This is a genomic window from Kitasatospora sp. NPDC098652, from assembly GCF_044760155.1.
GTDB lineage: Bacteria > Actinomycetota > Actinomycetes > Streptomycetales > Streptomycetaceae > Kitasatospora.
In genome coordinates this window covers 106,675-131,491 of record NZ_JBIWAQ010000002.1, presented here as the reverse complement: position 1 = coordinate 131,491, position 24,817 = coordinate 106,675, and the positions used below count along the sequence as shown (strand labels likewise).

General features: G+C 74.6%; 20 protein-coding genes. 9 read left to right on the top strand and 11 right to left on the bottom strand.

Annotated features, from left to right (window positions below):
* Positions 1-13: 13 nt before the first annotated feature.
* The 4 genes from ACIQWA_RS04670 to ACIQWA_RS04655 all read left to right on the top strand — a co-directional run bounded on the left by ACIQWA_RS04670 (position 14) and on the right by ACIQWA_RS04655 (position 5,913).
* Positions 14-1,780 (top strand): ATP-binding protein, encoded by a 1,767-nt coding sequence (locus ACIQWA_RS04670; RefSeq protein ID WP_402478119.1) that lies wholly within the window; start codon positions 14-16, stop codon positions 1,778-1,780.
* Between the two features lie 11 nt (positions 1,781-1,791).
* Complete coding sequence (locus ACIQWA_RS04665) at positions 1,792-2,547, top strand: response regulator (RefSeq protein ID WP_402479659.1); 756 nt, start codon at positions 1,792-1,794, stop codon at positions 2,545-2,547.
* A 358-nt stretch (positions 2,548-2,905) separates the two neighbouring features.
* Complete coding sequence (locus ACIQWA_RS04660) at positions 2,906-4,396, top strand: diaminobutyrate--2-oxoglutarate transaminase (RefSeq protein WP_402478117.1); 1,491 nt, start codon at positions 2,906-2,908, stop codon at positions 4,394-4,396.
* 20 nt (positions 4,397-4,416) lie between these two features.
* On the top strand, positions 4,417-5,913 hold the full coding sequence (locus ACIQWA_RS04655) for a pyridoxal phosphate-dependent decarboxylase family protein (RefSeq protein ID WP_402479656.1): 1,497 nt from the start codon (positions 4,417-4,419) through the stop codon (positions 5,911-5,913).
* Between the two features lie 94 nt (positions 5,914-6,007).
* Here the strand turns inward: ACIQWA_RS04655 and ACIQWA_RS04650 are convergent, their stop codons facing one another.
* From ACIQWA_RS04650 to ACIQWA_RS04605, 10 genes are all read right to left on the bottom strand, one after another.
* The gene (locus tag ACIQWA_RS04650; RefSeq protein ID WP_402479654.1) at positions 6,008-6,805 is read right to left on the bottom strand and encodes an inositol monophosphatase family protein; all 798 of its coding nucleotides are present in this window, start codon (positions 6,803-6,805) and stop codon (positions 6,008-6,010) included.
* A gap of 244 nt (positions 6,806-7,049) precedes the next feature.
* Positions 7,050-8,282 carry a type III PLP-dependent enzyme gene (locus ACIQWA_RS04645; protein WP_402478114.1) on the bottom strand — a complete coding sequence of 411 codons (1,233 nt, stop codon included), beginning with the start codon at positions 8,280-8,282 and terminating at the stop codon, positions 7,050-7,052.
* Positions 8,279-10,033 (bottom strand): IucA/IucC family protein, encoded by a 1,755-nt coding sequence (locus ACIQWA_RS04640; RefSeq protein ID WP_402478111.1) that lies wholly within the window; start codon positions 10,031-10,033, stop codon positions 8,279-8,281. Before ACIQWA_RS04640 ends, ACIQWA_RS04645 begins: the two co-directional genes overlap by 4 nt.
* Positions 10,030-11,253, bottom strand: coding sequence for an MFS transporter (locus ACIQWA_RS04635; protein ID WP_402478108.1), 1,224 nt, complete (start codon positions 11,251-11,253; stop codon positions 10,030-10,032). Before ACIQWA_RS04635 ends, ACIQWA_RS04640 begins: the two co-directional genes overlap by 4 nt.
* Complete coding sequence (locus tag ACIQWA_RS04630) at positions 11,250-12,989, bottom strand: IucA/IucC family protein (RefSeq protein ID WP_402478105.1); 1,740 nt, start codon at positions 12,987-12,989, stop codon at positions 11,250-11,252. Before ACIQWA_RS04630 ends, ACIQWA_RS04635 begins: the two co-directional genes overlap by 4 nt.
* A complete protein-coding gene (locus tag ACIQWA_RS04625) occupies positions 12,986-14,185 on the bottom strand; it encodes an acetyl-CoA carboxylase biotin carboxylase subunit family protein (protein ID WP_402478102.1) in 1,200 nt (399 codons plus the stop codon). Before ACIQWA_RS04625 ends, ACIQWA_RS04630 begins: the two co-directional genes overlap by 4 nt.
* A gap of 193 nt (positions 14,186-14,378) precedes the next feature.
* Positions 14,379-15,380, bottom strand: a complete 1,002-nt coding sequence (locus ACIQWA_RS04620; protein ID WP_360229798.1) for an iron-siderophore ABC transporter substrate-binding protein — start codon at positions 15,378-15,380, stop codon at positions 14,379-14,381.
* An 85-nt stretch (positions 15,381-15,465) separates the two neighbouring features.
* Positions 15,466-16,302, bottom strand: a complete 837-nt coding sequence (locus ACIQWA_RS04615) for an ABC transporter ATP-binding protein (RefSeq protein WP_402478100.1) — start codon at positions 16,300-16,302, stop codon at positions 15,466-15,468.
* Complete coding sequence (locus ACIQWA_RS04610; RefSeq protein ID WP_402478097.1) at positions 16,302-17,345, bottom strand: FecCD family ABC transporter permease; 1,044 nt, start codon at positions 17,343-17,345, stop codon at positions 16,302-16,304. Before ACIQWA_RS04610 ends, ACIQWA_RS04615 begins: the two co-directional genes overlap by 1 nt.
* A complete protein-coding gene (locus tag ACIQWA_RS04605; protein ID WP_402478094.1) occupies positions 17,342-18,379 on the bottom strand; it encodes a FecCD family ABC transporter permease in 1,038 nt (345 codons plus the stop codon). Before ACIQWA_RS04605 ends, ACIQWA_RS04610 begins: the two co-directional genes overlap by 4 nt.
* Before the next feature lie 160 nt (positions 18,380-18,539).
* On the opposite strand from ACIQWA_RS04605, the gene ACIQWA_RS04600 reads away from it, so the two are divergent.
* Positions 18,540-19,586 carry an iron-sulfur protein gene (locus tag ACIQWA_RS04600; protein ID WP_402478092.1) on the top strand — a complete coding sequence of 349 codons (1,047 nt, stop codon included), beginning with the start codon at positions 18,540-18,542 and terminating at the stop codon, positions 19,584-19,586.
* Between the two features lie 78 nt (positions 19,587-19,664).
* Here ACIQWA_RS04600 and ACIQWA_RS04595 read toward each other — a convergent pair whose 3' ends face one another.
* A complete protein-coding gene (locus tag ACIQWA_RS04595; protein WP_402478089.1) occupies positions 19,665-19,961 on the bottom strand; it encodes a DUF6191 domain-containing protein in 297 nt (98 codons plus the stop codon).
* 119 nt (positions 19,962-20,080) lie between these two features.
* On the opposite strand from ACIQWA_RS04595, the gene ACIQWA_RS04590 reads away from it, so the two are divergent.
* The 4 genes from ACIQWA_RS04590 (at position 20,081) to ACIQWA_RS04575 (ending at position 24,428) form a co-directional block, all read left to right on the top strand.
* Positions 20,081-20,842, top strand: a complete 762-nt coding sequence (locus ACIQWA_RS04590) for a dienelactone hydrolase family protein (RefSeq protein ID WP_402478087.1) — start codon at positions 20,081-20,083, stop codon at positions 20,840-20,842.
* A gap of 121 nt (positions 20,843-20,963) precedes the next feature.
* Positions 20,964-22,016, top strand: coding sequence for an alpha/beta fold hydrolase (locus ACIQWA_RS04585; RefSeq protein ID WP_402478084.1), 1,053 nt, complete (start codon positions 20,964-20,966; stop codon positions 22,014-22,016).
* A gap of 112 nt (positions 22,017-22,128) precedes the next feature.
* Positions 22,129-24,129, top strand: coding sequence for a serine/threonine-protein kinase (locus tag ACIQWA_RS04580; RefSeq protein WP_402478081.1), 2,001 nt, complete (start codon positions 22,129-22,131; stop codon positions 24,127-24,129).
* Positions 24,126-24,428, top strand: coding sequence for a glutaredoxin domain-containing protein (locus tag ACIQWA_RS04575; protein ID WP_402478080.1), 303 nt, complete (start codon positions 24,126-24,128; stop codon positions 24,426-24,428). The genes ACIQWA_RS04580 and ACIQWA_RS04575 overlap by 4 nt, the downstream gene beginning before the upstream one ends.
* The last annotated feature ends 389 nt before the right edge of the window (positions 24,429-24,817 follow it).

Sequence of the window (24,817 nt, the reverse complement as noted above, 5' to 3'; positions counted from 1 at the left end):
CACACTGGCAGGCATGTCCGTGAGCACCGCCCCCACCCGCTCGCGTCGCCGCTGGCTCCCGCCGCCGCGTCGGCTGGTCGCCAGCCTGGCCGGGCAGCTGTTCGTCGTCCAGGTGGTCATCGTCGCCGCCGTGGTGGCGGGCGGCGCGGTGCTGGCGTACCTGTTCACCGCCGAGCGCACCGCGGACGCGGCCCGCCGCGAGGTCACCTCGGTCGCCCACGCCGTCGCCGACTCCCCGTCCGTACGGTCCGCCGTCGCCGGACCGGATCCGACCGCGGTGCTCCAGCCGTACGTCGAGCGGGTGCGCCAGGACGTCGGGGTCTCCTTCATCACCGTCATGGACACCGACGGGGTGCGCTGGACCCACCCGCTGCCCGAGCAGATCGGCAAGCGCTACCTCGGGCACATCGACTGGGCGCTGGCCGGGCAGACCCGCAGCGAGACCTACACCGGCACGCTCGGTCCGTCCGTCCGGGTGGTCACCCCGGTGTGGGACGACCAGCACCGGGTGGTCGCGCTCGTCAGCGTGGGGCTCACGCTGGATTCGATCTCCGCGCAGCTGAGCGGACCGCTGCTCGCCCTGGTCGGGGTCGCGGTGGCCGCGCTGGCGCTCGGCGGGGTGGGCACCTACCTCGCCAACTCCCGGCTGCGGCGGCACACTCACGGCATGCGGCCGGACGAGCTCAGCCACCTCTACGAGTACCACCAGGCGACCCTGCGCTCGGTGCGGGAGGGGCTGATCCTGCTCGACCGGGCGCACCGGGTGGTGCTGTGCAACGACGCCGCTCGTGAACTGCTCGGGTTGGAAGGCGAGTTGGACGGACGCCCGGTGGCCGGGCTCGGGCTGCCGGAGGCCCTGGTGGCCGCCGTGCTCGGTGAGGAGCCGGTCCGGGACGAGGTGCACCTGACGGCCGAGCGGGTCGTGGTGCTCAACACCTCCACCATCGGCACCGGCCTCGGCCGGGTGGTGACCCTTCGCGATCATACCGAACTGCAGTCGCTGAGCGGAGAGTTGGACTCCGTACGCGGCTTCACCGAGGCACTCGGGGCGCAGGCGCACGAGGCCGCCAACCGGCTGCACGCCGTCGTCTCGCTGATCGAACTCGGGCGCCACGAACAGGCGGTGGAGTTCGCGACCGCCGAACTCGCTCTCGCCCAGCAGCTCACCGACCGGGTGGTCGCCGCGGTCGGCGAGCCGGTGCTGGCCGCGCTGCTGCTCGGCAAGGCGGCCCAGGCGGCCGAACGGGGCGTGGAGTTGACCCTCACCGAGGACAGCCGGATCGACGACGGGGTGCTCCCGCCCGGGCTCTCCGCGCGGGACCTGATCACCGTCCTCGGCAACCTGATCGACAACGCGGTGGACGCCGCGATCGCCGGGGCCGCGCAGAGCCCGGGCGCGCCGGAGGTCACCGTCACCGCGCGGATCGACGGCGGAGCGGTCGGTACGGGCGGTGGGGCCGGCGGTGGTGCGGGCGATGCGGTCGGTACGGGCGGTGCGGACGGTGACGGCGGGGCAGGGGGCGCCTGTCTGCTGCTGCGGGTCGCCGACACCGGTGCGGGCATCGACCCGGCCGTCGTCGAGGACGTGTTCCGGCGCGGCTGGAGCACCAAGCAGGACGGCCACGGACACGGCCTGGGCCTGGCGCTGGTCGCCCAGGCCGCCCGGCGCAACGGCGGCACCGTCGAGGTCGGCCGCGAGCGCGGCGCGGTGCTCACCGTACGGCTGCCGCTGACCGGCGGCCGGGCACGGGAGCTCGACCAGGAAGGGGCCCCGGCGTGAGCGGCGGCGGCATGAGCGGTACCGGCGCGGGCGGCGCCTCCGCCGGGGGCGCCTCCGGCGGGGCCGCCCGGAGCGGGATCTCCGTCCTGGTCGTGGAGGACGACCCGGTGGCCGCCGCCGCGCACACCCTGTACGTCGAGCGCGAGCCCGGTTTCCGCGCCGTCGGCACCGTGCACAGTTGCGCCGACGCGCTGCGCTCCCTGGAACGGGCCCGTGCCGCCGGGACGCCCGTCGACCTCACCCTGCTCGACCTCTACCTGCCGGACGGCCACGGCCTCCAGCTGTGCCGCACGCTGCGCGCGGCCGGGCATGCCACCGACGTCATCGCGGTCACCTCGGCCCGTGACCTCGCCATGGTGCGACAGGCGGTCTCGGCGGGGGTCGTGCAGTACCTGCTGAAACCGTTCAGCGCGGCGGCGCTGCACGACCGGCTGGAGCGCTACGCCCGTTACCGGGACAGCCTCGGGCGCACCGGCGAGGCGACCGGACAGGACGAGGTCGACCAGGCGCTCGCCCTGCTCCGCACGCCCGAGCGCAACTCGCTGCCGAAGGGGCTGAGCGCGCCGACCCTGGACACCGTGGCCTCGGTGCTGCGGGAGGCGTCGACCGGTCTGTCGGCGGCGGCCGCCGGTGCCGCTGCCGGGGTGTCCCGGATCACCGCGCGGCGGTACCTGGAGCACCTGGTGGGCACCGGGCGGGCGGTGCGCGAGCCGCAGTACGGGAGTGTGGGGCGGCCGGAGCTCTGCTACCGCTGGAAGGGGCGGTGACACGGGGGCGATGGCCACGGGAGCGGTGACGGCGGGACGGTGACACGGGGGCGGTGACGAAGGGGCGGTGACACGGGGGCGCGGCACGGGAGCGGTGAGGAAGGGGCGGTGAGGAAGGGGCGGTGACGAAGGGGCGGTGACGAAGGGGCGGTGACGAAGGGGCGGTGACGAAGGGGCGCTGATGGTGGAGGGGCGCCGCCCGTTACCTTTCGGTGCCCTCGTTCGTTGGTCCGGACGGGGCGGCGCGGGTGCTGGCGCGGGAGGTTCACTCACTCGGGTGGTTCTGGGTGCCCCGCGGCATTCCGGCAGGTCGCGGGCGATAAAGTTAGGCTTACCTAACTTCTTCTGGGGGTTCGCCTTGTCGCTCGCCGCCGTACCCGCCCAGGCCGCCTCCGGGGCCACCGCCGCCGCGGCCCCGCCCTCCGGCGAGGCCATCCTGCGCCGCCAGCGCGTCCGCGAGTCCGCCGCCCGGACGTACGCCCGGTCCTTCCCGATCGTCCCGGTCCGGGCCCACGGCATGACCGTCGAGGGCGCCGACGGCCGCCGCTACCTGGACTGCCTCTCCGGCGCCGGGACGCTCGCCCTCGGGCACAACCACCCGGTGGTGCTGGAGGCGATCCGCCGCACCCTCGACAGCGGTGCCCCGCTGCACCTGCTCGACCTGGCCACCGCTGAGAAGGACGACTTCACCAGCGCGCTGTTCGAGAGCCTGCCCCCCGAGTTCGCCTCCCGCGCCCGGGTGCACTTCTGCGGACCGGCGGGGACGGACGCCGTCGAAGCCGCCCTCAAGCTGATGCAGACCGCCACCGGGCGTTCCGGCGCCCTCGCCTTCACCGGCGCCTACCACGGCATGACGGCCGGCGCCCTCGCGCTCACCGGCAACGTCGCCGTCAAGGAACCGCTGCCCGGCGGCGGCGAGGTCGTCCGGCTGCCCTACCCGTACGGCTACCGCTGCCCGTTCGGGGTCGGCGGCGAGGCGGGCGTCGAACTCGGCGCCACCTACGTCGAGCGGCTGCTGGACGACCCCTCCGGCGGTGTGGTGCCGCCCGCCGCGATGATCCTGGAGGCCGTCCAGGGCGAGGGCGGGGTGGTGCCCGCCCCCGACGGCTGGCTGCGCGAGATGCGCCGGATCACCGCCGAGCGCGGCATCCCGCTGATCGTGGACGAGGTGCAGACCGGCGTCGGACGCACCGGCGCGATGTGGGCCGTCGAACACAGCGGCATCGTCCCGGACGCGATGGTGCTCTCCAAGGCCATCGGCGGCAGCCTGCCGCTCGCCGTGGTCGTCTACCGCGAGGACTACGACGGCTGGCGGCCCGGCGCCCACACCGGCACCTTTCGCGGCAACACCCTCGCGATGGCCGCCGGAGCCGCCACCCTGCGGTACGTCGCCGCGCACGGACTGGCCGAGCGCGCCGCCGTGGCGGGCGAGCGGATCACCGCCCGGCTGCGCGAACTCGCCGCCGAACTGCCCGCGATCGGCGACGTGCGCGGGCGCGGGCTGATGATCGGGGTCGAACTGGTCGACCCCGACGCCGCCCCCGACGCCTGCGGCGCCCGCCCGGCCGACCCCGCGCTCGCCGTACGGGTCCGCGAGGCCTGCCTGGAGCGCGGGCTGATCGTCGAACTCGGCGGGCGGCACGACGCGGTGCTGCGGCTGCTGCCGCCGCTGACCATCACCGACGAGCAGGTCGCGGCCGTGCTGGAGCGGCTGGCGGAGGCGATCGCGGCGGCCTCGGTCGCGTCGACGGCCTCGGGTGCGTCGGGTGCGTCGGGGGCCCTGGGGGCGTCTGGGGCCTCGGGGGCCCGGGCCACGGCTCCGGGTTCGACGGCGCGGGGTGGGGCGTGACCGCCGCCGACTCCGGGGCGGTGCCGCCCGAACTGCCCGGCGAGGGCGGCGACCTGGACACCCTTGCGGGCGGCGCGGCCGGTCCCGGAGCCCTCGGCCCGCTGCTGGCCACCGTCCTCGACGCCCTCGACACCGGCACCGCGCTGCGCTCCGGGCCACTACCCGCCGGCAGCCCGGCCGAGATCGCCGCCCTGGTCGCGGACGGCCTCGCCGGCGCCGGGGGACACGGCGCGCTCGCCCGGCTCACCGAACTGCTCGCCTACGGCGCCGCCGACCCCGCCGACCCGGCCTGCGCCGCCCATCTGCACTGCCCGCCGCTCGCCGTCGCGGCCGCCGCCGACCTCGCGGTCAGCGTGCTCAACCCCTCCCAGGACTCCTGGGACCAGGCCCCCGCCGCGACCGCCCTGGAAACCGCCCTGCTCGCCGAACTCGCCACCCTGGTCGGCTACGACCCGCGCCGCGCGGCCGGGGTGCTCACCTCCGGCGGCACCGAGTCCAACCTGATGGGCCTGATGCTGGCGCGGGACCAGAAGCTCGACGGCATCGTGGAACTGGACGGCATCCCGGCCGGCGCCCGGCCCTGCATCCTCGCCTCCGAGGCCGCCCACTTCTCCGTCCAGCGCGCGGCCGCCCTGCTCGGACTCGGCGAACGCTCCGTCCTCGCCGTCCCGGTGGACCGCCGACTGCGCATGCCCCCGGAGGAGTTGGAACGCACCCTGGCCGAGGCCAGCTGGGCCGGACACACCCCGATCGCCGTCGTCGCCACCGCCGGCACCACCGACACCGGCGCCATCGACCCGCTGCACGCCGCCGCCGACCTGGCCGGCCGCTACGGCGCCTGGCTGCACGTCGACGCCGCGTACGGCGGCGGCGCGCTGCTCTCCGACCGGCTCGCCCCGCTGCTCGACGGCATCGCCCGCGCCGACTCCGTCTCCCTGGACTGGCACAAGCTCGGCTGGCAGCCCGCGGCCGCCGGGGTCTTCCTGGTCCGCCGGGCCGAGACGTACGTCTCGCTGGCCCGGCGCGCCGAGTACCTCAACCCCGTGGACGACGAGCGGGCCGGCTACCCGAGCCTGCTCGGCCGCTCGCTGCGCACCACCCGGCGGGCCGACGCCTTCAAGCTCGCCGTCACGCTGCGCACCCTCGGCCGGGAAGGACTCGGCCGACTCGTGGACGCCTGCCACGACCTGGCGCTGGCGGCCGCGGACACCGTCCGGGCCGAACCCTCGCTCGAACTGCACGCCGAACCCGTCCTCACCACGCTGCTGTTCCGCTACCGGCCGCCCGGGATGACGGACGAGGCCGCCGTGGACGAGTTGAACGGGCAGCTGCGTCGGCTGCTGCTGCGCACCGGGCGGGCGGTGGTCGGGCGGACCGAGCTGCCGGGGGACGGGCCCGGGCGGGTGCGGCTGAAACTCACGCTGCTCAACCCGCACACGACGGTGGGCGAGGTGGGGGCGCTGCTGCGGGAGGTGGTCGGCGCGGGGCGCAAGGTCGCCGGGGAGCGGGCGGGGTAGCGGTGCCCCCGCCCCGGGCGGGCAGGTGCCGGGGTGGGGTGGAGCAGGGGGTCCGGTGGGAAGGGGGAGGGTCCGGCGGGCGGCTTCGGTGGGGTCAGCCGTTCAGCAGGATGCCGCGGGTGAGTTCCCAGGTGTCGGGGTCGGCGGCGACCAGCAGGCCGTCCTCGCAGCCGGGGGCCTCGGGGCGGTAGGGGGCGCCGTCCATGCGGGCCGCGACACCGCCGGCCTCGGAGAGCAGCAGGGAACCCGGGGCGTGGTCCCAGGGGAGGGTCCGCCAGTAGAAGATGAAGTCGGTCCGGCCCTCGACGACGTCGGGGTACTCCATCCCGGCGGCGCTGCGGCCGGGGGAGATCTCGCCGAAGGCCGCGCAGTGCGACTCCAGGCGGTGGCGGTCGGCCGGGTCGAGGAATCGGCTCTTGAGGATGCCGGTCAGCTTGCCGGCGTCGGCGGGCGCGGGGCGGCGGGTGAGGCGTTCGCCGTCCCGCCAGGCGCCGGAGCCCAGTTCGGCGCGGTAGGCGGTCGCGGTAGCGGGCTGCCAGATCCACGAGGCGACGGTCAGGCCGCTGCGGACCAGGGAGCACATCACGGCGTAGTCGGGGCGGCCCGCGACGAAGTTGGCGGTGCCGTCCACCGGATCGACCAGCCAGACAGCGGGCTCGTCGTGGATGGCCAGGGCGAGCGACGGGTCGGCGGCCACGGCCTCCTCGCCGACCACCGGGACGGGCAGCAGTTCCTGCAGGCGGCGGGCGATGATCGCCTCGGCCTCGCGGTCGGCGATGGTCACGACCTCGCCGGGTGCCTTCTCCATCACCTCGCCGGCGGTCAGCGCCCGGAAGCGCGGCTCCACCGCCTCGGCCGAGGCCTCGGCGAGTATCTCCGCCACCTTGTCCATCAGCACGTTCGCGCTCCCTTCGCCGGTTACCACTCTCGCACGAGTGGGAGGAGGGGGTGTCGGCCGGCCGGTGACGGCGGGCGGGAGCGGGGACGGGGACGGGAGACGGGGAACAGATAACAGATGACAGATTTCGAAATCTGTCATCTGTTATCTGTTCCCCGTCATCTGTTATCCGTTGATTGTCTGCCGGTTCCCTGCCGGTTCCCTGCCGGTTCCCTGCCGGTTCGCCGTCGGCCGCCGGTCAGTCGCCCAGGTAGTGGAACCCGGGCCGCGGGTGCATCAGGAACTCGTGGTGCGAGATGTTCCACCCGTACGCGCCCGCCATGGCGAACAGCACCCGGTCCGCCGTCCGCAGGTCCGCCGCGCCGTCCGCGGCCCGGGCCAGGACGTCCTTCGGGGTGCACAGCTGCCCGGCCAGGGTGGCCCGGCCGGTGGTGACGGCGGGGCGCGGCCAGGGATGCGGCCAGGCGCCCACCGGGAGCACCGCGAAGGGCTGGGAGTGCCCGCGGGTGGCCGGGGTACGCAGGTGGTGGGTGCCGCCGCGGACCACCGCGAAGTCCTCGCCGTGGCTGCGCTTCACGTCCAGCACCTCGGTCGCGTACCAGCCGCAGTAGGCGGTCAGCGCCCGCCCGGGCTCGATCCGCAGGGTCAGCCCGGGGTGGGCGTCGAGCAGCTTGGCCAGGCCCTCGCCGAAGGCCGTCCAGTCGAAGAGCCGCGCCGGGTCGTCGTAGTCCACCGCCATCCCGCCGCCGACGTTGACCTCGGCGAGCGGGAAGCCGTGCCGTTCGGCCAGTTCGGCCGACCAGGCGACGATCTGCTCGGCGACCGCCAGCTGCTCGTCCGCTGCGAGCCCGCTGGCCAGGTGGGCGTGCACCCCGCGCAGCCGCAGCCGGCGCCCGAGCTGGCCGCCGTCGGTGAGCAGCCGGACGCACTCCTCGGCCCGGTCGGGGTCGAGCCCGAACGGCGTCGGGCGTCCGCCCATCGCCAGCGGCACCGCGTCCAGGGCGTCGGTGACCACCGGCAGGTTCACCCGCAGCAGGACGTCCACGACCGCCGCCGGGCGCTCCGCCAGGACGGCGGCGAGCCGGTGCAGTTCCTGCTCGCTCTCGACGTGCCAGCGGTGCACTCCGGCGTCCACGGCCGCGAGGATCTCGGCGGGGGTCTTGCCCGGCCCGCCGAAGGCCAGCGGCGCGTCCGGGACGGCGGCCCGTACGTGTGCCAACTCCCCGCCGCTGGAGACCTCGTAGCCGTCGACGGCGTCGCGCAGCGCGGTCAGCAGCGGCGCGTCCGGGTTGGCCTTCGCGGCGTAGTACAGCTCGACCCGCTCGGGCAGTGCGGCCCGGACGGCGGCGGCGTGCTCCCCCAGGGCGGCCAGGTCGTAGACGTAGGCGGGCAGTTGGTCGGGCGCGAGGGAGGCGACGTGGCGGTGGACGGTGTCGGTCACCGGGGCGCCGCTGGTCGGGGTGTGGCTCATCGGACGGCGCTCCCGGTCGGAAGGTGGGCGGTCATGCGGGCGGCCTCGGCGAGCACCGAGCCGGCCAGCGGGGAGGGCAGCCGGACGTACCCGGCCTCGCGGTCGGCCTTGCGCTCCCAGCGGGTGAGCAGGTTGGCCTTGGCGGGCAGCGGGACGCCGGCCAGCAGTGCCCGCAGTCGCGGCGGGCGGCCGTGGGCGGCCGCGTACTCCTCCAGGGCGTCCCGGACGGCCTGCCAGAGCGCGCCCTCCAACTCGGGGTGGCGGTCGGCGAGGGCGGCGAGCAGCTCGGCGACGTGGTTGACCAGCAGGCAGTAGACCACCCGGTCCCAGCCGCGCTCGGCGTCGTACGTCATCGGGCCGGCCACCTCGGGCGGCAGGGCGGCGAGCAGTTCGGCGTTCTGCTCGGGGACGAGCTTGGTGCCCTCCAGGTCGCGGAAGAGCACCTGGGCCGGCCGGCCGTCCGCGTCGACGCCGATCAGTACGTTCTGCAGGTGCGGCTCCAGCACCACGCCGTGGTCGAAGTAGGCCGCCAGCACCGGCGGGAGGAGCAGGCGCAGGTAGTCGCGCCACCAGCCGAGGGCGGCCGCCCCGCCCGAACTCCCGTCCAGCAGGCGGGAGATGTGGGCCGAGCTGGTCGGGTGCTCGTCGGCGACGGCGCCGGCCAGCAGCGGGGTGACACCGGGCCGCAGCAGCCCGCCGAAGCCGTCGCGCAGGATCAGGCCGAAGCCCTCGAACAGGGCCCGGTCGGGGTGGCCGTCGGCGCCCGGGAGGGCGAGGGTGCGGAAGGCGGGCTCGCGCAGCATCGCCGCGTCCGGGAAGCGCCCGGCCAGGTCGGTCAGCACCGGCTCCAGCACGCGGGTCAGCCGGACGGCGCCGGTGAGTTCGTAGGCGGCGTTCTTCCGCAGGCAGTTGGTGATGCGCACGTTGAGGCTGAACTTGAGGAAGGCGTCCGCGCCGTACAGGGTGCGCACCGAGGCGGTGGCGGCGAAGCGCTCGCCTCGGGGGCCGAGGTCCAGGACGTCACCGCGGGCCAGGGCCGCGCGCAACAGCGGGTGGTCGCAGACGAGTTGGTACTGCCAGGGGTGGGCGGGCAGCAGCCGGTAGCCGTCCGGCACCTCGCCGAGGCCGTCCAGGACGGCGCTCGCCCCCGGGTCCACGGACTCCTCGGCCAGCAGCTCGGCGCGTACGGCCAGGTGGCGCAGCGGGAAGGCCGCGCGGGACTCCGGCGCGTAGTGGCGCCAGTCGCCCCGGGCGGCGGAGCGGGACTTGGGGGCCGGGTGGAAGCGGTGGCCGAACAGCAGGGCCTGCTCGGACTCCAGGTAGCGGTCCGCCCCGGCGGCCGGCCGGTCGGCCAGACCCGCGCCGACGCCCCGGTGGCTGGAGGCCACCTGGTCGAGGAACTCCTCGTTCACCGTGCCGGTGCGCAGCTCCAGCTCGTCCTGGGCGTACCCGGCGAGCTCGCGCCAGCCCAACTCGCGCCAGCCGTCCGGGGTTTCCTCGTGCACGGGGCCGGTGAACCGGTGTGCTCCGAGCAGCGAGGTCCGGCGCAGGGCGACCCGCAGCAGGGTGCCGCGGCGGGGCAGGCGCAGCAGCAGGTGCCCGTCGTCGACGGCGGTCTGGTGCTCGGGGGCGGACACCTCGCGCAGCAGGCAGTTGAGCAGCGTGTGCGCCACCGCCTCGTCCGCGCCGGGCAGTTCGGCGGGATCCGTGGTCGACGGCATGGCGGGGAGGGTGGTGGGCCGGGCGGTCATCGGGGACTCCTACGGGTCAGGAGGGCGAGCAGGGCGGCGGCCAGTGCGGCGACGGTGCCGGTGACGACCGGGGCGGCCGGTCCGCCGCTGCCGTTGGCGAGCGCGGCGGCCAGTCCGGCGGCGACGGCACCGCACTTGGAGACGGTTTCGCGGGTGCCGAACATCCGGCCCGGCGCGCGGCCGCGGGCGGCTTCGGCGGCGAGGACGGCGAGGCAGACCAGGCCGAAGGTCATGCCGAGTCCGAGCACCGCTCGGGTGAGGGCGAAGGTGAGCAGCGAGTGGGCCGGGGCGTGGCCGACCAGTCCGACGGCCACCAGGGCGAAGCCCAGGGCCAGTCCGCTGCGCGGGCGTGCCTCGACGGCGGCGTGCACCCGGCCGGCTCCGACCAGGTAGACCAGGTGCGGCAGTGCGAACAGCAGGCCCGCGACGGTACCGCCGGCCCCCGGCAGCCGCTGCTGGACCAGGGTGATCAGGTACGGGAAGGAGATGATGGTGGCGAAGACGAAGGCGAACTCGAAGGTGTAGAGCAGCCGGAGCGAGCCGGGCCGGTCGGCCGGGACGGCCGGGACGGCCGAGACGGTTGGGGTGCTCGTGCCGGTGTCGTGGCCCGCCGGGGCGAGGGGCGGCCGGACCGGCTCCGGCAGGGAGTTGAGCAGTGCCGCGGCGGTCAGCGGCAGCACCGCCATCACCAGGTACTGCCGGTGCGGGTCGATCCACGGCGACAGTGCGCCGACCAGGATCGGCGCCGCGACCAGGGCCGCCCGGGCGCTGCCCTGCATCAGGGTCAGCGCCTTGGACAGCCGGGAGCCGTCCAGGGCCGCGGCGAGGTAGCCGTTGGTGGCGGAGAAGGTGCCGCCGAGGAAGCCCTGGAGCACCAGCGCGACGGTGAACGCGGGCAGGCTGTCGGCGGCTCCGGCGAGCAGGAAGGAGACGGCGAGGCCGAGTTGGGCGCGCAGCAGCAGCCGCTTCTGGCCGAAGCGATCGGCCAGCCGGCCCCACAGCGGAGCGCCGAGGGCGGTGAAGACGGTCGGCACGACGTACAGCAGACCCGCCCAGTGGCCGCTGTGGTCCCCGAGGGTGGGGAGGATCTCGGTGAGGTACGGCGGCAGGCCGAGGGCGGCGAAGGAGGCGACGAAGTAGCAGGCCGCCACCGCGTGCACCTGGCGCCGGTCCAGCCCCGTGGCCTCGGCCGGCCGCGACAGGGGTTCGACGGTCGTCACGAACGGTCCTCGGGAAGGAGGTAGTTGGGGCCGTCGGTGTAGTGCTTGTTGATGTCCGCGGCGCCGCTGCGCTCCTTGCTGAGCAGCGTCCCGGCGCTCACCATGGCCTTGACCGGCAGGCGCTCGGCGTCCAACAGGTCGGTGCGCAGCGGTTGTCCGGCCGGGCCGAGCCGGTCGACCGCCTCGGTGAGGACCGTGCGCAGCAGCTCCAGGCTCCGCGCCAGCGGCACCCGGCCGTGCGCGGCCAGGCCGAAGGCGAGCGAGGCGGTGCACAGGTGGCCGGTGATGGTGGTGAACAGGTCGGTGAGTGCGCGGTCCTGCTCGCAGAGGATCCTCGGGTCGCGGAACTCGGCGACCAGGGCGGTCAGTTCGCGGACCGGGGAGCGGCCCACCCGGGTGGTGTTGACCCGGGGGCCGTCGTTGTCCTTGTAGAGCAGCCGCAGGCCGGTGCCGTCGAGGACCAGTGAGGTGTTCTGCTGGTGGGACTCCAAGGCGATGCCGTGGCCGAACAGGGTGGTCTGCCAGTCGACCAGCAGCCGCAGCAACTCCTCGTACAGCGCGGGGACAAAGCCGTGGTGGAAGCGGTCGGCCAGGTGGTCGATCACCAGTCGGCCGTCGGGCGCCTCGGCGAGCAGGGCGGCCAGCGGGACGGTGACGGCGTCGTCCAGGCCCTCCGGGTAGCGGCGCAGCAGGACGGCCAGCAGCTCGTCCTCGGCGTGGGCGTAGTGCTGTTCGTCGGCGTGCAGGATCCGCCCGGCGAAGCGCGGTTCGTGGGCGGCCACGGCCTCCACCAGGCGCTGCCCGACCGCGCCGTTGACCAGGGTGACCGGCTTGATGGTGCGGCGGTTGCGAAGGCCCAGGGTCGCGGTGGCGAGCGGCAGTTTGAGGTGGCAGGACGGGTCGGCGGCCACGGCGACGGTGCGCATGGACAGCGTGGGGAGCACGTCGAGGTACGGCTCGGGCGCGAGCACCGCGCCCGGCACGATCCGCGCGAAGTCCTCGTCCGCGGTGAGCGGATGGACCGGGACGGTGGTGAACTCTCCCGGCACACCGAGCTGTTCGGCGCTCGGCCACCACGCGGGCAGTGGGCCGTCGCCGTGCACGGTCAGTCGGCCGGATGGGACGGCGAGCCAGCGCAGCTCGAAGGTCGGGTGGAACTCCGGCGCATAGGCGCGCAGTTGGGCCTCGCTCAGGCCGGAGCGGCCGCGCGCGGTCGGGTAGACGGGGTGGTCCAGGAAGGCGGCGAGGGTCTCGAAGCCGAGCGTGGCTCGCGGGCCGACCCAGTCCGCCACGTCCTTGCCGTAGCGCTCGGCGAGTTCGGCCAGCACCTCGGGCCGCACCCGGTCGTGCAGCTCCATCGTGGCGAGGGTCTGCCGGCACTCCTCGGCGAAGGCCAGGTGGCCGGGGCGGTCCAGCGGATCGGCCCGCTCCGCCAGCAGGGCCAGGACGGCGGCCAGTTCGGTGAGCCGGGCGCCGTCGACCTCCAGCTCCGGCAGCCGGGCGGCGTGGTCGGCCTGGAAGCCGTCGGGGGCGACCGGCAGGGCGAGCGAACCGTCGCTCAGCCAGGGGCCGTCGGGGCGCTGCTCCAGGGTGCCGCGGGTGCGCAGGCCGAGCACGTCCTCACGCAGCAGGGCGGACAGCACCCGGAGGGTGAGCTGCGCGGCGGGGGTCGAAGCGGCGGGTGCCGAATCGGTGGGTGTCGATGCGGTGGGGGCGGGATGATCGGCCGGGTTCACGCGGTGATCTCCCAGTGGTTGGCGGCGATGAACTCCGCGACCGCGCCGTCCACCGCGTCCTGGTCCGGGCCGACCGCCCAGACGATGCCCAGGTAGTCGCGGTTGGTGCGGTAGAGCTCGTGCCGGGCGCCGAGCTCGCGAACCGGCAGGTAGGACAGCGTCACCCCGTCGGCCCGTCGCTCGAAGCGCGGCTCGGGGGCGGCGGTCAGGGTGCCGGCCTGCTCGGCGCAGACCCGCTCGTGGCGGGCCCGCTGATCGCTGCGGGCGCCCAGGTCGGCGGGCAGCTCCTCGCCGAGGTGGGTGCGCAGCACCAGCTCGAAGTAGGGGATCCCGAGGATCTCGGCGAGCATCAGGTCGCACTGGTCGCCGATGGCACGGTAGTTGACCTCGATGATGCGGGCGCGGCCGTCCGGCTGGAGGACGAACTCGGTGTGGCAGGCGCCGAGTCCGACCCCGAGGGCGTCGAGCTGGGCGAGCACCTGCTCGACCACCGGGCGGGGGTGCGCCGGGGTGAAGGTCAGTACCTCCTCGATGAAGTCCGGCGGCGGGGAGAGCCGGGTGCGGAAGCCGCCGAGGACGCGCCTGGTCCGGCCGTCCCCCAGGGTCTCCAGGGTGCACAGCTCACCGGCCAGGAACTCCTCGACCACCAGGGTGGCCCCGGGGCGGCGCTGCTGGATCTCCTTGACCCGCAGCGCGAGTTCGGCGGCGTCGGCGACCAGGGTGACGTCCTCGCTGGCGACCCCCTCGCGCGGCTTGACGATGCACGGGAACGAGGGCGTGAGGCCGGTCGGGTCCTGCCCGGGTGCCAGCTCGGCGGACTCCACCGCGTCCAGGCCGCACTCGGCGAGGTGGCGGCGCAGCTCGCCCTTGTTCTTGGTCCGCAGGGCGGCCTTCCAGTCCTTGCCCGCCAGGCCGAAGTACTCGGCGACCAGGGCGGTCTGGGTCTGCAGGTGGTCGCTGTTACTGAACACCGCGGCCGGTGTGTGGTGCTGGGATATCAGGCCGATGACCTCGCGGAAGTCCTGCACGTCGCACTCCACCACCTCGCAGGTGAACTCCGCCTCGGCGTAAGCGCGTTGGTGGGCCTCGACGTGGTCGGTGAGGACGGTGACGTCGAGTCCGAGCCGGGCGGCGGCGGGCAGGAAGCCACGGGTGACCGAGTCGGTGGGGTTGAGGGCGAGCAGGTAGAGCCGCATGGGGAGGGTCCTTGGGGCGTGGTGGCGGACGAAGGACGGCGAACAGATGACAGAGTTCGAAATCTGTTATCTGTTATCTGTCGTCTGAAAGATGAACTCTGAAAGTTGAACTCTGAAATCTGTTCGCCGTCAGCTGTTCGTGGGGCGCAGGGCGCAGGGCGTGGGGCGCGGGGCGCGGAGCGCTGGGCGACGGCTACTTGGGCGCGTCCACGCCCGCCGCCTTGGCGATGTCGACGAGCATCGCGTCCGCGGCCTGGACGCCGATGCCGGACATCCAGGTCTCGTCCGGCACGGTGAAGACCTTGTTGTTCTTGACGGCGTTCAGGCCCTGCCAGACCGGGGTCTGCTGGACCTCGCTCTCCTTGGTCTTGGACGGGTCGTCAGCAGTGGTGACGAACACCAGGTCGGCGTCGGCCTGGCTGACCTGCTCGGCGCTGACCTCGATGATGTTCTTGTCCACGTCCTGCGGGGCCGGGCGGGTCAGGCCGACGTCCTTGAGCACCACGCCGCTGTAGGAGGCCTTCGCGTACAGGCGGGTCGGGCCGGCCACGAAGCGGACCACCGAGGCGGTCGGCATCGTCCCGTTGTACTTGGCCTTGATCGCCTCGCCCAGCTTGTGCGCCCGCTCCTCGTAGTCGGCCAGCGCCTTCTTCGCCTCGTCCTCCTTGCCGAGGGCCTGGGCGTACAGCGCGAGGTTCTCCTTCCACGGGAAGCCGGTGGTCTCGGCCAGCACGGTCGGCGCGATCGCGTTCAGCTGGTCGTACACCTTGGCGTGCCGGACCTTGGAGGAGAGGATCAGGTCGGGCTTGAGGGAGGCGATCAGCTCCAGGTTCGGCTCGTTCATCGGGCCGACGTCCTTGGTGTCCTTGATCTTGTCCTTGAGGTAGTTCGGGAACCCGCCCTCGGTCTTCATGTGCGGGGACACCGCTCCGACCGGCGTGATGCCGAGCAGCGTGACGTCGTCCAGCTCGCCGCTGTCCAGCACCACGACGCGCTTGGGCTGGGACTTGATCTGGGCGGTCCCGGCGGCGTGCTTGACGGTGCGCGGGAAGCCGGCGGCGGTGCCGGCCGAGGCGGCGGCGGAGGAGCCGGAGTCACCACCGGACTTGGCGCCGTCCCCGTTGCTGCCGCAGGCGGCGAGGAGCGTGGCGGACAGCGTGACGGCGAGGACGGCGACGGGGAGTCGGCGGTTCATCGGAGTTCCTTGGATCGGGTCGAACGGGGAGACGGAAGAGGGAAGACGGAAGACGGAAGAGGCGGGACGGGAAGGGCGGTGGGGGTCAGACGGCAGCGGCCGCAGCGCCAGTGCGCACCCGGGCCCGCGGCACGACCAGCGGAGTGCCGGTCTCCGGGTCGGGCACGACCCGGCACGGCACGCCGAAGACGGCCTCGACCAGTTCGGCCGTCAGGACCTCGGCGGGCGGACCGGCCGCGGCGAGCCGCCCGTCCTTGAGCACCACCAGGTGGTCGGCGTACCGGGCGGCCTGTCCGAGGTCGTGCAGCACCATGACGACGGTGCGCCCGGCCTCGGCGTGCAGGTCGGCGACCAGGTCGAGCACGTCGAGCTGGTGCCGCAGGTCGAGGAAGGTGGTCGGCTCGTCGAGCAGCAGCAGGTCGGTCTCCTGGGCGAGCGCGAGCGCGATCCAGACCCGCTGGCGCTGCCCGCCGGAGAGCCGGTCGACCTGCCGGTCGCGCAGCTCGGCGGCCCCGGTGCGCTCCAGGGCCTCCTCGACCGCCGCCTGGTCGGCCTTGGACCACGGGCTGAGCATCCGCTGGTGCGGGTAGCGTCCGAGCCGGACCAGGGCCTCGACGGTGACCGCCTCCGGGGTGACGGGCTGCTGCGGCAGCAGGCCCATCCGCTTGGCGAGGGTGCGGGCGGGCATCCGGTGGATGTCGGCGCCGTCCAGGGTGACCGTGCCGGCGGCCGGGTCGAGCAGTCGGACGAGGCCGCGCAGCAACGTCGACTTGCCGCAGGCGTTCGGTCCGACGATCGCGGTGACGGCGCCGCCGGGGAGTTCGAGGTCGAGGCCGTCGACGATGGTCCGGTCGCCGTAGCGCAGTCCGAGGCCTTGGGCGGCGAGCCGGTTGGCGGTCGCCGGGGCCGAGGGGGAGGTCATCAGCTGCTCCTCTGGGGAAGCCGGCCCTGGCGGATCATCAGCACCAGGAGCCAGGGCGCGCCGAGGGTGGCGGTGACGGCACCGACCGGCAGGCCGTGGACGGGGATCACGTGCAGCACGAGGAGGTCGGCCGCGAGCAGCAGCACGGCGCCGGTGAGCGCGGTGAGGCCGAGAGTGCCGGGGGTGGGCGGCCCGGCGAGCAGCCGGACCAGGTGGGGGACGGCGAGGGCGACGAAGGCGACCGGTCCGGTGAGGGCGGCGGCCAGCGAGGCGAGGGTGATGGTGAGCAGCAGCAGCCAGAGCCGGTCCCGGGCGGGGTCGAGGCCGAGGCCGCCGGCCGAGTCGTCGCCGAGGTCGAGGACGGCGACCCGCCGCTGGCAGAGCACGAGGGCTGCGGCGGTGAGGGCGATGGCGCTGCCGCCGATCCACACCTCGGTCCAGTTGCGCCCGTACAGCGAGCCGGTGGTCCACTGCATGGCGGAGGAGGCCAGCTCGGCCGGGAACCGTACGATCATCAGGTTCACGGCGGCGGCGAGTCCCTGCTGGACCGCCAGGCCGACCAGCACCAGCCGGGTCACGGCCATCCTGGAGCGCCAGGCCAGGCCGCCGAGCAGCAGCGCGGCGAGCAGCCCGCCGCCGACCGCGGCCAGCGGGATCAGCTGCTGCGAGGCGCCGGTGGCGAGCATCAGCACCGCGCCGAAGGAGGCGCCACCGGTGATCCCGATGGTGTCGGGGGCGGCCAGCGGATTGCGGAACAGCCGCTGCAGCATCGAGCCGGCCATCGCCAGCCCGGCCCCCGCGATCAGCGCGGACACCACGCGCGGCGCCCGGAACTGCTGCACCACCAGGACGTCGCCGGGCTGGCCCTGGCCGAACAGGGCGCGCAGCGCGTCCCAGGCGGAGATGCTCACCTGGCCGGTGCCGAGCGCGATGCCGGTGAGCACCACCAGCAGGGCGACGGCCAGCAGCGACCAGGCGGCGGTACGGGCCCGGCGGCGCGCGATCGCGCCCAGCGCGGCGGTCCGCCCGTTGCGCGCGCTCACTTGGCCACCTTCCGGGCCAGCACCGCGAGCAGCGGCGCGCCGAGGAAGGCGGTGACGATGCCGACCTCGATCTCGGACGGCTGCACCACGAGCCGGCCGAGCACGTCGGCGGCGAGCAGCAGCAGCGGGCCGGTGATCAGGCAGCCGGGCAGCAGCCAGCGGTGGTCGTTGCCGAGCAGGGCGCGGACCAGGTGCGGCGCGGCCAGTCCGATGAACGCCACCGGTCCGGAGACGGCGACCGCACTGCCCGCGAGCAGCACCACCGCCAGTCCGCCGACCACCCGGATCCGGGCCACCGGCACGCCCAGGGCCTGGGCGGTCTCGTCGCCCAGGGCCAGCGCGTTGAGCGCGGGGGAGATCGCGAAGGCGGCCACCAGGCCGAGCACCAGGAACGGCAGCACCGGGGTGAGGGTGTCCAGGTGGCGTCCGGCGATCGAGCCGGCCAGCCAGAACCGAGCCTCGTCCAGGGTGCGGTGACTGGCCAGCATCAGCGCGGAGGTCCAGGAGGTGAGCACCACGGTGAGCACGGTGCCGCCGAGCGCGAGCCGGACCGGGTCGAGGTCCCCGCCGCGCCGGGACATGCCGTAGGCGGAGACGGCGGCGACGGCCGCCCCGGCGAAGGCGAACCAGACGTACTGGGAGGGGCGGGAGAGGTCCAGCGTGTAGATCGCGGCGACCACGGCGAGGCTCGCGCCGGCGTTGATGCCGAGGGTGACCGGGGAGGCCAGGGGGTTGCGGGTGACGCCCTGGGCGACCGCCCCGGCGACGCCGAGCCCGGCTCCGACGGCCAGGCCGATGAGCGTGCGCGGGACCCGAAGGCCCGTCACCACGTCGGCGTCCCCGCCGTGGGCGGCGCCGGTGAGGGCGTCGACGACGGTGGACAGCGGGATGGCGCGGGAGCCCAGCGCGAGGCTCAGGGCGGCGCACAGCACGAGTGCGGCCACACCGGCGACCAGCAGCAACGGCCGCCGGAGCGCCGCCGCGGGACGGGGCGTCGCCGGGGCTGTGGTGGCGGGTGGGTCGGTTCTCAACACGAGTCGACATCTTAGGTTAGGTTTGCCTAAGTTCGTCAAGTTCGTGCCGATGGTCGAACATCACAACCGGCCCTGCGGGCGGGTGGTCGGTGCACCCTCTGAGGCATTGTAAGGTGAGCCTCACCTTAATGATCACTCGGAGTCGATCTCGGGAGTGCCGATGGTCCCCGGAACACCCCTGCCCGTCGCACCGGCCGGCTCCCCACCGGCCTGTTCCCCGCCCGCCTGTTCCGCGCTCGCCAGTTCCGCGCCTGCCCGCACCCCGGCCGTTCGCCCCGGGGGTCGGTCGGCCGCTCTGACCGGCGACTACCGGCGGCTGCGCGAACTCTGCCCCGCGCTCCGGCTGCACCTGCTCGACCCCGCCGAACCCGACCCCTCGGCCGCCGACGGCTGGTACTCGGGCGCCCGACTCGCCACCGACGAACGGGCCCTGGCCGCCGTACTGGCCGGGGCGGAAGAGCGGATCGCCGCCGAACACGGCCGCGCGCCCCGCCCGCACGTCACCGCCTCCCGGCTGCTCCACCACTACGCCTGGTCCGTCTGCCTGCTCATCGCCGGCCCCTGGCACCTTGCCCGGCGGGTCCCCGCCGTCGACCCCGCCGACCTCTGGCTGCACGCCCCGACCGGGGACCTCGCCCTGCGCCCGCGCGGGCACGTCACCCGCCCCTGCGACGACGAACTGCGCGCCGAACTGCGGGCCGCCGTGGTGGCCCACCTCGAACCGGTGCTCGCCGCGTTCGCCGGACCGACCCGGCGCCGCGACCGCGCGCTCTGGGGCATGGTGACCGACGACCTCGCCTCCGCCGTCTGGTACCTCGGCCGGATGCTCGACGCGCAGGACGGCGCGGCCGCGGGTTCAACACCCCGGGGCGCAACACCCCGGGGCGCAACGGCCCGGGGTGCAACGGCCGGAGGCGCTAAAGCCGGGGGTGCAACGGCCGTGGGTGCAACGGCTGGTGGTGTTTCGGGTGGCGGTGTTACGAGCGGCGAGGACGCCGCCGTCGCCGCTGCCGCGGCGCTGTTGCCCGGCGGCACCCTGCCGCTGCCCGGAGCCGCCGACTTCCGCTGGCTGCGCACCCCGGACGGCCAGGACCACCACACCCGCACCCGGCTCGGCTGCTGCCTCTACTACGCTGTCGGGCCCGAGGCACTCGCCTGCCTGACCTGCCCGCGCACCACGGACGAGGAGCGGATCCGCTGGCTCTGACGGACGCCAGCTCTGACGGACGGTCCACGGAACGCGGCCGCGGCCACCGGGCCCCGGCCCCGATGCCCGGTGGCGGTGCTACCGGGTGTCGTCGCCGTCCGGTCGGCGCAGCACCGCCACGCCACGGTCCAGGTCGACCCCGAAGTGCGGTGGGGCCCCGGCCCGGGTGTCGTCCCGGCGGGAGGTCTGCTCCCGGCGCTGCTCGACCTGGATCCGCTTGCCCGGGCTGAACAGCGCGTGCATCTCGCCCAGCACGCCACCGCCGCCACCGCCACCGCCGCCGAGGCCGGGCCCGCGCTCACGACGGCGCGGCGAGGACTCGGACCACACCTGCCAACCCGCCAGCACCACCAGCCCGACCGCGGCCAAGGCCACGCACGCCACTCCCACGACCAGCCCCATGCCAGGCCCAACGCCTCGCCCCGGCATGAGCGTTCCCGGTTCCGGGTCCGCAGCGGCTACGCTGCCCGTGACCCCAAGGAGAGCTCTCACCCATGACCGTGCGCGGAACCCTCGTGGACATTCCGACAGCAGACGGCGTCGCCGACGCCTACCTCACCCACCCCGATGACGGCCTGCCCCACCCCGGCGTGTTGCTCTACCAGGACGCCTTCGGGCTCCGGCCCCACCTGAAGGCCATGGCCGACCGGATCGCCGAGGCCGGCTACACCGTCCTCGTCCCCAACCTCTACTACCGCAGCGGCCGCGCCCCGCTGGTGGAACTGCCCGAGATGATCGACATCGAGCAGTGCGACGAGATCTTCGCCCAGCTCGGCCCGCTGCTCTTCGGCGCCAGGAACCCGGAGACGGCCGCGCGTGACGCGGACGGCTTCCTGGCCTGGTTCGAGGAGTCCCCGCTGGTCCAGGACGGCCCGATCGGCGTCACCGGCTACTGCCTCGGCGCCTACCTGGCCCTGAGCGCCGCCGTCAGCCACCCGGACCGGATCGCCGCGGTCGGCGCCTTCCACGGCGGCCACCTCGCCACCGACCGCCCGGACAGCCCGCACCTGCGCGCCGAACGCATCACCGCGGAGCTGCACTTCGGCCACGCCGACCAGGACGAGTCGATGCCGCCCGAGCAGATCGCCCGGCTCGACGAGGCCCTCACCGCCGCCGGGGTCCGCCACCGGACGGAGGTGTACGAGGGCGCCGGACACGGCTACACCCAGGCCGACACCACCCGGTACCACGCGGGCGGTGACGGCCGGCACTGGTCGGCGCTGTTCGACCTGTTGAAGCGCAACCTACCGGCATAGCACGCCGGTTCGCCGCCCCGGCGCCCCGTCCGGCCGTAGCCGGAGAGCCGGAGAGCCGGAGAGACGTAGGGACGCAGGGACGTAGAGTGGCCCCCCGTTGTGGCCGACCGGGGGAGCGGAAGTGGCAACCAGCAGGTGGAGTGGGCGAACCGGCCGAGCACCGGCCCTGACCGGAGTTCAGCAGGTCATCGCCGAGGCGCTCGCCGAGCAGCTGCCCGGCGGCGTGCGGCGGGGCGAACTCGACCGTGACGGACGGGCGTTGCGCTGGCTGGAGGCGGGGCCCGGGACGGGCGGCGGTCCGCCGGTCGTCCTGGTCGCCGGGATGGGCACCAGCTCGCTCACCTGGGCCCCGCTGCTGCCCGAACTCGCCGGGCGGGCCAGGGTCGTGGCGTACGACCGGGCCGGGCTCGGCGCCAGCGAACCCGACCGCGCTCCGGCCCCGACCCTGGACACGCAGGTCGCGGACCTGGCCGCGCTGGTGCGGCACCTGGACGCCGGGCCGGCCGTGCTGGTCGGGCACAGCTGGGGCGGGCAGCTGGCCCAACTCCTGGCCAGGGAACGGCCGGAGCTGGTGGCCGGACTGGTCCTGGTCGATCCGGCGCACGAGGACTTCCGGCCGCGGGCGATCAGCGTGATCGAGTCGCTGCTGCTCCGGATCGAGCTGGTCCGGATCGGATTGCTGCGGATCGGGCTGTTCCGGGCGGCGCGGGTGCCCGCCGCGCCGGGCACCAGTGACGTGCCGGGCACCCGTGACGTGCCGGGCACCCGTGACGTGCCGGGCACCCGTGATGTGCCGGGCACCCGTGATGTGCCGGGCCCGGGCAACGCGGCGGCCCGGGCCGAGGCGGCCGTCCTCGCCCACCCCCACCAGCGGCGGGCCGTACTGGCCGAGAACCGGCTGTCGAACCGGGCGACCGGGCAGCTCCGCCGCCGTCGGGCCGCCGGGCCGTCGCCCGAGGTGCCGGGCACCGTGCTGAGCGCGACGCTCGGGCTGCCCCGCGGGCTGCGGGCCCGCTTCACCGCCGCCCAGGCGCGGATCACGGCCGGTGCCGCCCTCGGCGTCCACCTGGTGGTGCCCGGTGCCGGGCACGCGGTCCACCAGGACCGGCCGGGGGTGGTCGCCGAGGCCGTCCTCGCGGTGTCCCGGCAGGTCCGAATCGCCCGGAAGGCCTGACTCCCAGGGGCAATCTCCCTTCTCACAGCGGCTGCTGAGCCCGCGGCACGCTCTGGCACACTGTGTGCCGACGACCCGGCGGGGAGGGTCATGACACCTGGGGGCAGGGGAGATGAGTAGCGCGGGCACTGTGCTCGGCGGGCGGTACACGCTGGTCGAGAAGGTCGGCGGCGGGGGGATGGGGGCGGTCTGGCGGGCCGAGGACGGGGTGCTGGCCCGGCCGGTCGCCGTGAAGATCCTCCGCGCCGACCTGTTCGAGGACGGCACCGGCCTCCAGCGGTTCCGCCGTGAGGCCCAGCTGGTCGCCGCGGTCGACCACCCCGGCATCGTGGGCGTGCACGACTACGGGGAGAGCGGCGGGGACGGCGACGACGCCCGCTGCGCGTACATCGTGATGGACCTGATCGAGGGCCGGCCGCTGGACCGGGTGCTCGAGGACGACGGTCCGATGAGCGCCGAGCGCGCGCTGCGCCTGCTCGCCGACGCCCTGGACGCGCTGCACGCCGCCCATCGGCGGGGGATCGTGCACCGCGACCTCAAGCCCTCCAACCTGATGGTGCGCGAGGACGGCGGGGTGGTGATCACCGACTTCGGCATCGCCCGGGCCGTCGCCAGCACCAAGCTCACCGCGCCGTACGCGGTCATCGGCACCGCGGCCTACATGTCCCCCGAGCAGGCCTCGGGGGAGGCCACCGGCCCGGCCTCCGACCTGTACTCGATCGGCGTGGTCGGCTACGAGCTGCTGGTCGGCCGGGTGCCGTACCAGGGCGAGGGCCCGCTGCAGGTCGCGCTCAAGCACGTCAACCAGCCGGTACCGGAGCTGCCGGAGACCCTCCCGGCGGCGGTCCGGGCGCTGATCGCCACCGCGCTGGCCAAGCAGCCCGAGGACCGCTTCGAGAGCGCGGCCGGAATGGCGGCGGCGGCCCGGGTGGCGATCGGGCTGCCGGGGGCGGCGCGGAAGGCGGCGGACAGCGGGACGATCGACCTGCGGGCGGACGCCGGCGGGGCCGGGGCCGTACCTTCGGCGGCTCCCGAAGCCGGTGCGTCACCTGGCGCCGCACCCGGTGCCGCACCCGCCCCGGTCGGTCCGGAGCAGGTCGTGCGGATGGACCCGCAGGCGGAGACCGAGCCGGGCCGACGCCGCTCGCGCCGTACCCTGCTGCTCCCGGTCGTCGTCCCGATCGTGATCTCGATGGGCACGGCGACGGTGCTGCTGGTCGACCGCGGCCCCGGCCGGTCCGACGCGGCCGTGCCACCCGCCGCCCAGCCCACCGTGGTGGTGACGGTCCCGGCGGTCCCGGCCACCACCTCCGCGGCCGGCTCCGGACCCGTCACGCCGCCACCGACCGACACCCCGTCGGCCACCCCGACCGCCGACCAGCAGGCCACCGGCGGCGGGGTGCCGCCCGGTACCCAACTGCCCGTTCCCGTACCGGCGCAGGGCGGCGGCGGCTCCCAGGGGCGCGGCGGCTCGAACCCCGGCGGCGGCGCGGCCGCCGGTGGGGCTTCGGGCGGCCAGCCCGCGGGCGGGGGTACGGCGGCGGACCAGTCGCCCGCCAAGCCCGGCAACCCGGCGTCCCAGGGCGGCGGTTCAGGCGGCTCGGGAGGTTCGGCCGGTTCCGGGGGTTCGGCCGGTGCGGGCGGTTCGGCCGGTGCGGGCGGTTCGTCGGCGGGCGGCAACCCGTCCGCCCCGTCGGCGGCCGCCCGTCCCGCGTCCTGCGGCGGCAGCAGCTGGAGCACCATCGTGAGTGTCAGGAACGGCCGTCCGATCGGGATGCGCAACGACAACCTGAACGGCGACAACCCGATCGTCCTCGGCGGTGCCTCGCAGTACGGCTGGGTGCGCGCCACCGACCCGGGCAGCTGGATCGTGTTCAACGCCTGCAACAACGGCGGCCCGCAGCTGGTCCAGACCATGGACGGCAAGGTCGTGCTGAGCAACGGGTTCAGCTTCCTCACCCGGTGGACGGTCCGCAACGGCAGCACCCCGGGCTCGTACACGCTGGCCGACTACCAGAACCAGTCGTGCATGACGGACAACGGCCCCGGCAACGAGCTCACCATGGTCGCGTGCACACCCGGGAACACGGCGCAGGAGTGGAGGTTGCAGTGACGGACGCGGCGAGCGGTGCGACGGCGGACGGGGTGGCCGGGGCCGGTGAAGTGGTGCTCTACTGGCGCCCCTTGTGCACCTACTGCATGAAGCTGCGGTTCGGTTTGCTCTTCACCCGCCTGCGGTACAGCCGCCGCTTCACCCGGGTCAACATCTGGAAGGACCAGGACGCGGCCGCCTTCGTGCGTTCGGTCGCGGACGGCAACGAGACCGTGCCGACGGTGAGTGTGGCCGGCCGTCCGATGGTGAACCCCTCGTTGCGCCAACTGCTGGCCGCCGCAAGGGAGTACGGCGCGTAGGCGCCCGGTCACCGGGGTGCCGGCCTCTATCAGGCTGTCACCCCGGCGGGCAAGGGCGTTCGGTGGCGGGACCTCGCCACCGGGGCGTCAAGGGTATGTATGGAAACTTCTACAAGGATGTAAAAGTCGATCGGCCGGTCATCGGTATTGACACCCCGGCCGACCGTCGGTGGCCGACCCGCCGTCGGCGCAGGCGGTCGGGCCTGGTTCGGATCGGAGCCCCCTGCAAGGCCGCTCGAATTGCCCTGGTTCGACCGCCTTTTGAATCCCTTTACCAACTGGCGGGACCTGGCCAATCACTGATGCAGACCTGTCAATTCACCTGCCGGATTGTCATGCTTCTGGTCACCCCCCAGCGGTAGCCCCCCACCCCCACCCCTCGGTGGCAA

Excerpts from the sequence above, each read along its gene's own strand:
- ACIQWA_RS04590 (WP_402478087.1), top strand. The coding sequence starts at position 20,081 with ATGACCGTGCGCGGAACCCTCGTGGACATTCCGACAGCAGACGGCGTC.
- ACIQWA_RS04670 (WP_402478119.1), top strand. The coding sequence starts at position 14 with ATGTCCGTGAGCACCGCCCCCACCCGCTCGCGTCGCCGCTGGCTCCCG.
- ACIQWA_RS04615 (WP_402478100.1), bottom strand. The coding sequence starts at position 16,302 with ATGACCTCCCCCTCGGCCCCGGCGACCGCCAACCGGCTCGCCGCCCAA.
- ACIQWA_RS04645 (WP_402478114.1), bottom strand. The coding sequence starts at position 8,282 with ATGAGCCACACCCCGACCAGCGGCGCCCCGGTGACCGACACCGTCCAC.
- ACIQWA_RS04625 (WP_402478102.1), bottom strand. The coding sequence starts at position 14,185 with ATGCGGCTCTACCTGCTCGCCCTCAACCCCACCGACTCGGTCACCCGT.
- ACIQWA_RS04650 (WP_402479654.1), bottom strand. The coding sequence starts at position 6,805 with ATGGACAAGGTGGCGGAGATACTCGCCGAGGCCTCGGCCGAGGCGGTG.
- ACIQWA_RS04580 (WP_402478081.1), top strand. The coding sequence starts at position 22,129 with ATGAGTAGCGCGGGCACTGTGCTCGGCGGGCGGTACACGCTGGTCGAG.
- ACIQWA_RS04665 (WP_402479659.1), top strand. The coding sequence starts at position 1,792 with ATGAGCGGTACCGGCGCGGGCGGCGCCTCCGCCGGGGGCGCCTCCGGC.
- ACIQWA_RS04600 (WP_402478092.1), top strand. The coding sequence starts at position 18,540 with ATGGTCCCCGGAACACCCCTGCCCGTCGCACCGGCCGGCTCCCCACCG.
- ACIQWA_RS04640 (WP_402478111.1), bottom strand. The coding sequence starts at position 10,033 with ATGACCGCCCGGCCCACCACCCTCCCCGCCATGCCGTCGACCACGGAT.
- ACIQWA_RS04620 (WP_360229798.1), bottom strand. The coding sequence starts at position 15,380 with ATGAACCGCCGACTCCCCGTCGCCGTCCTCGCCGTCACGCTGTCCGCC.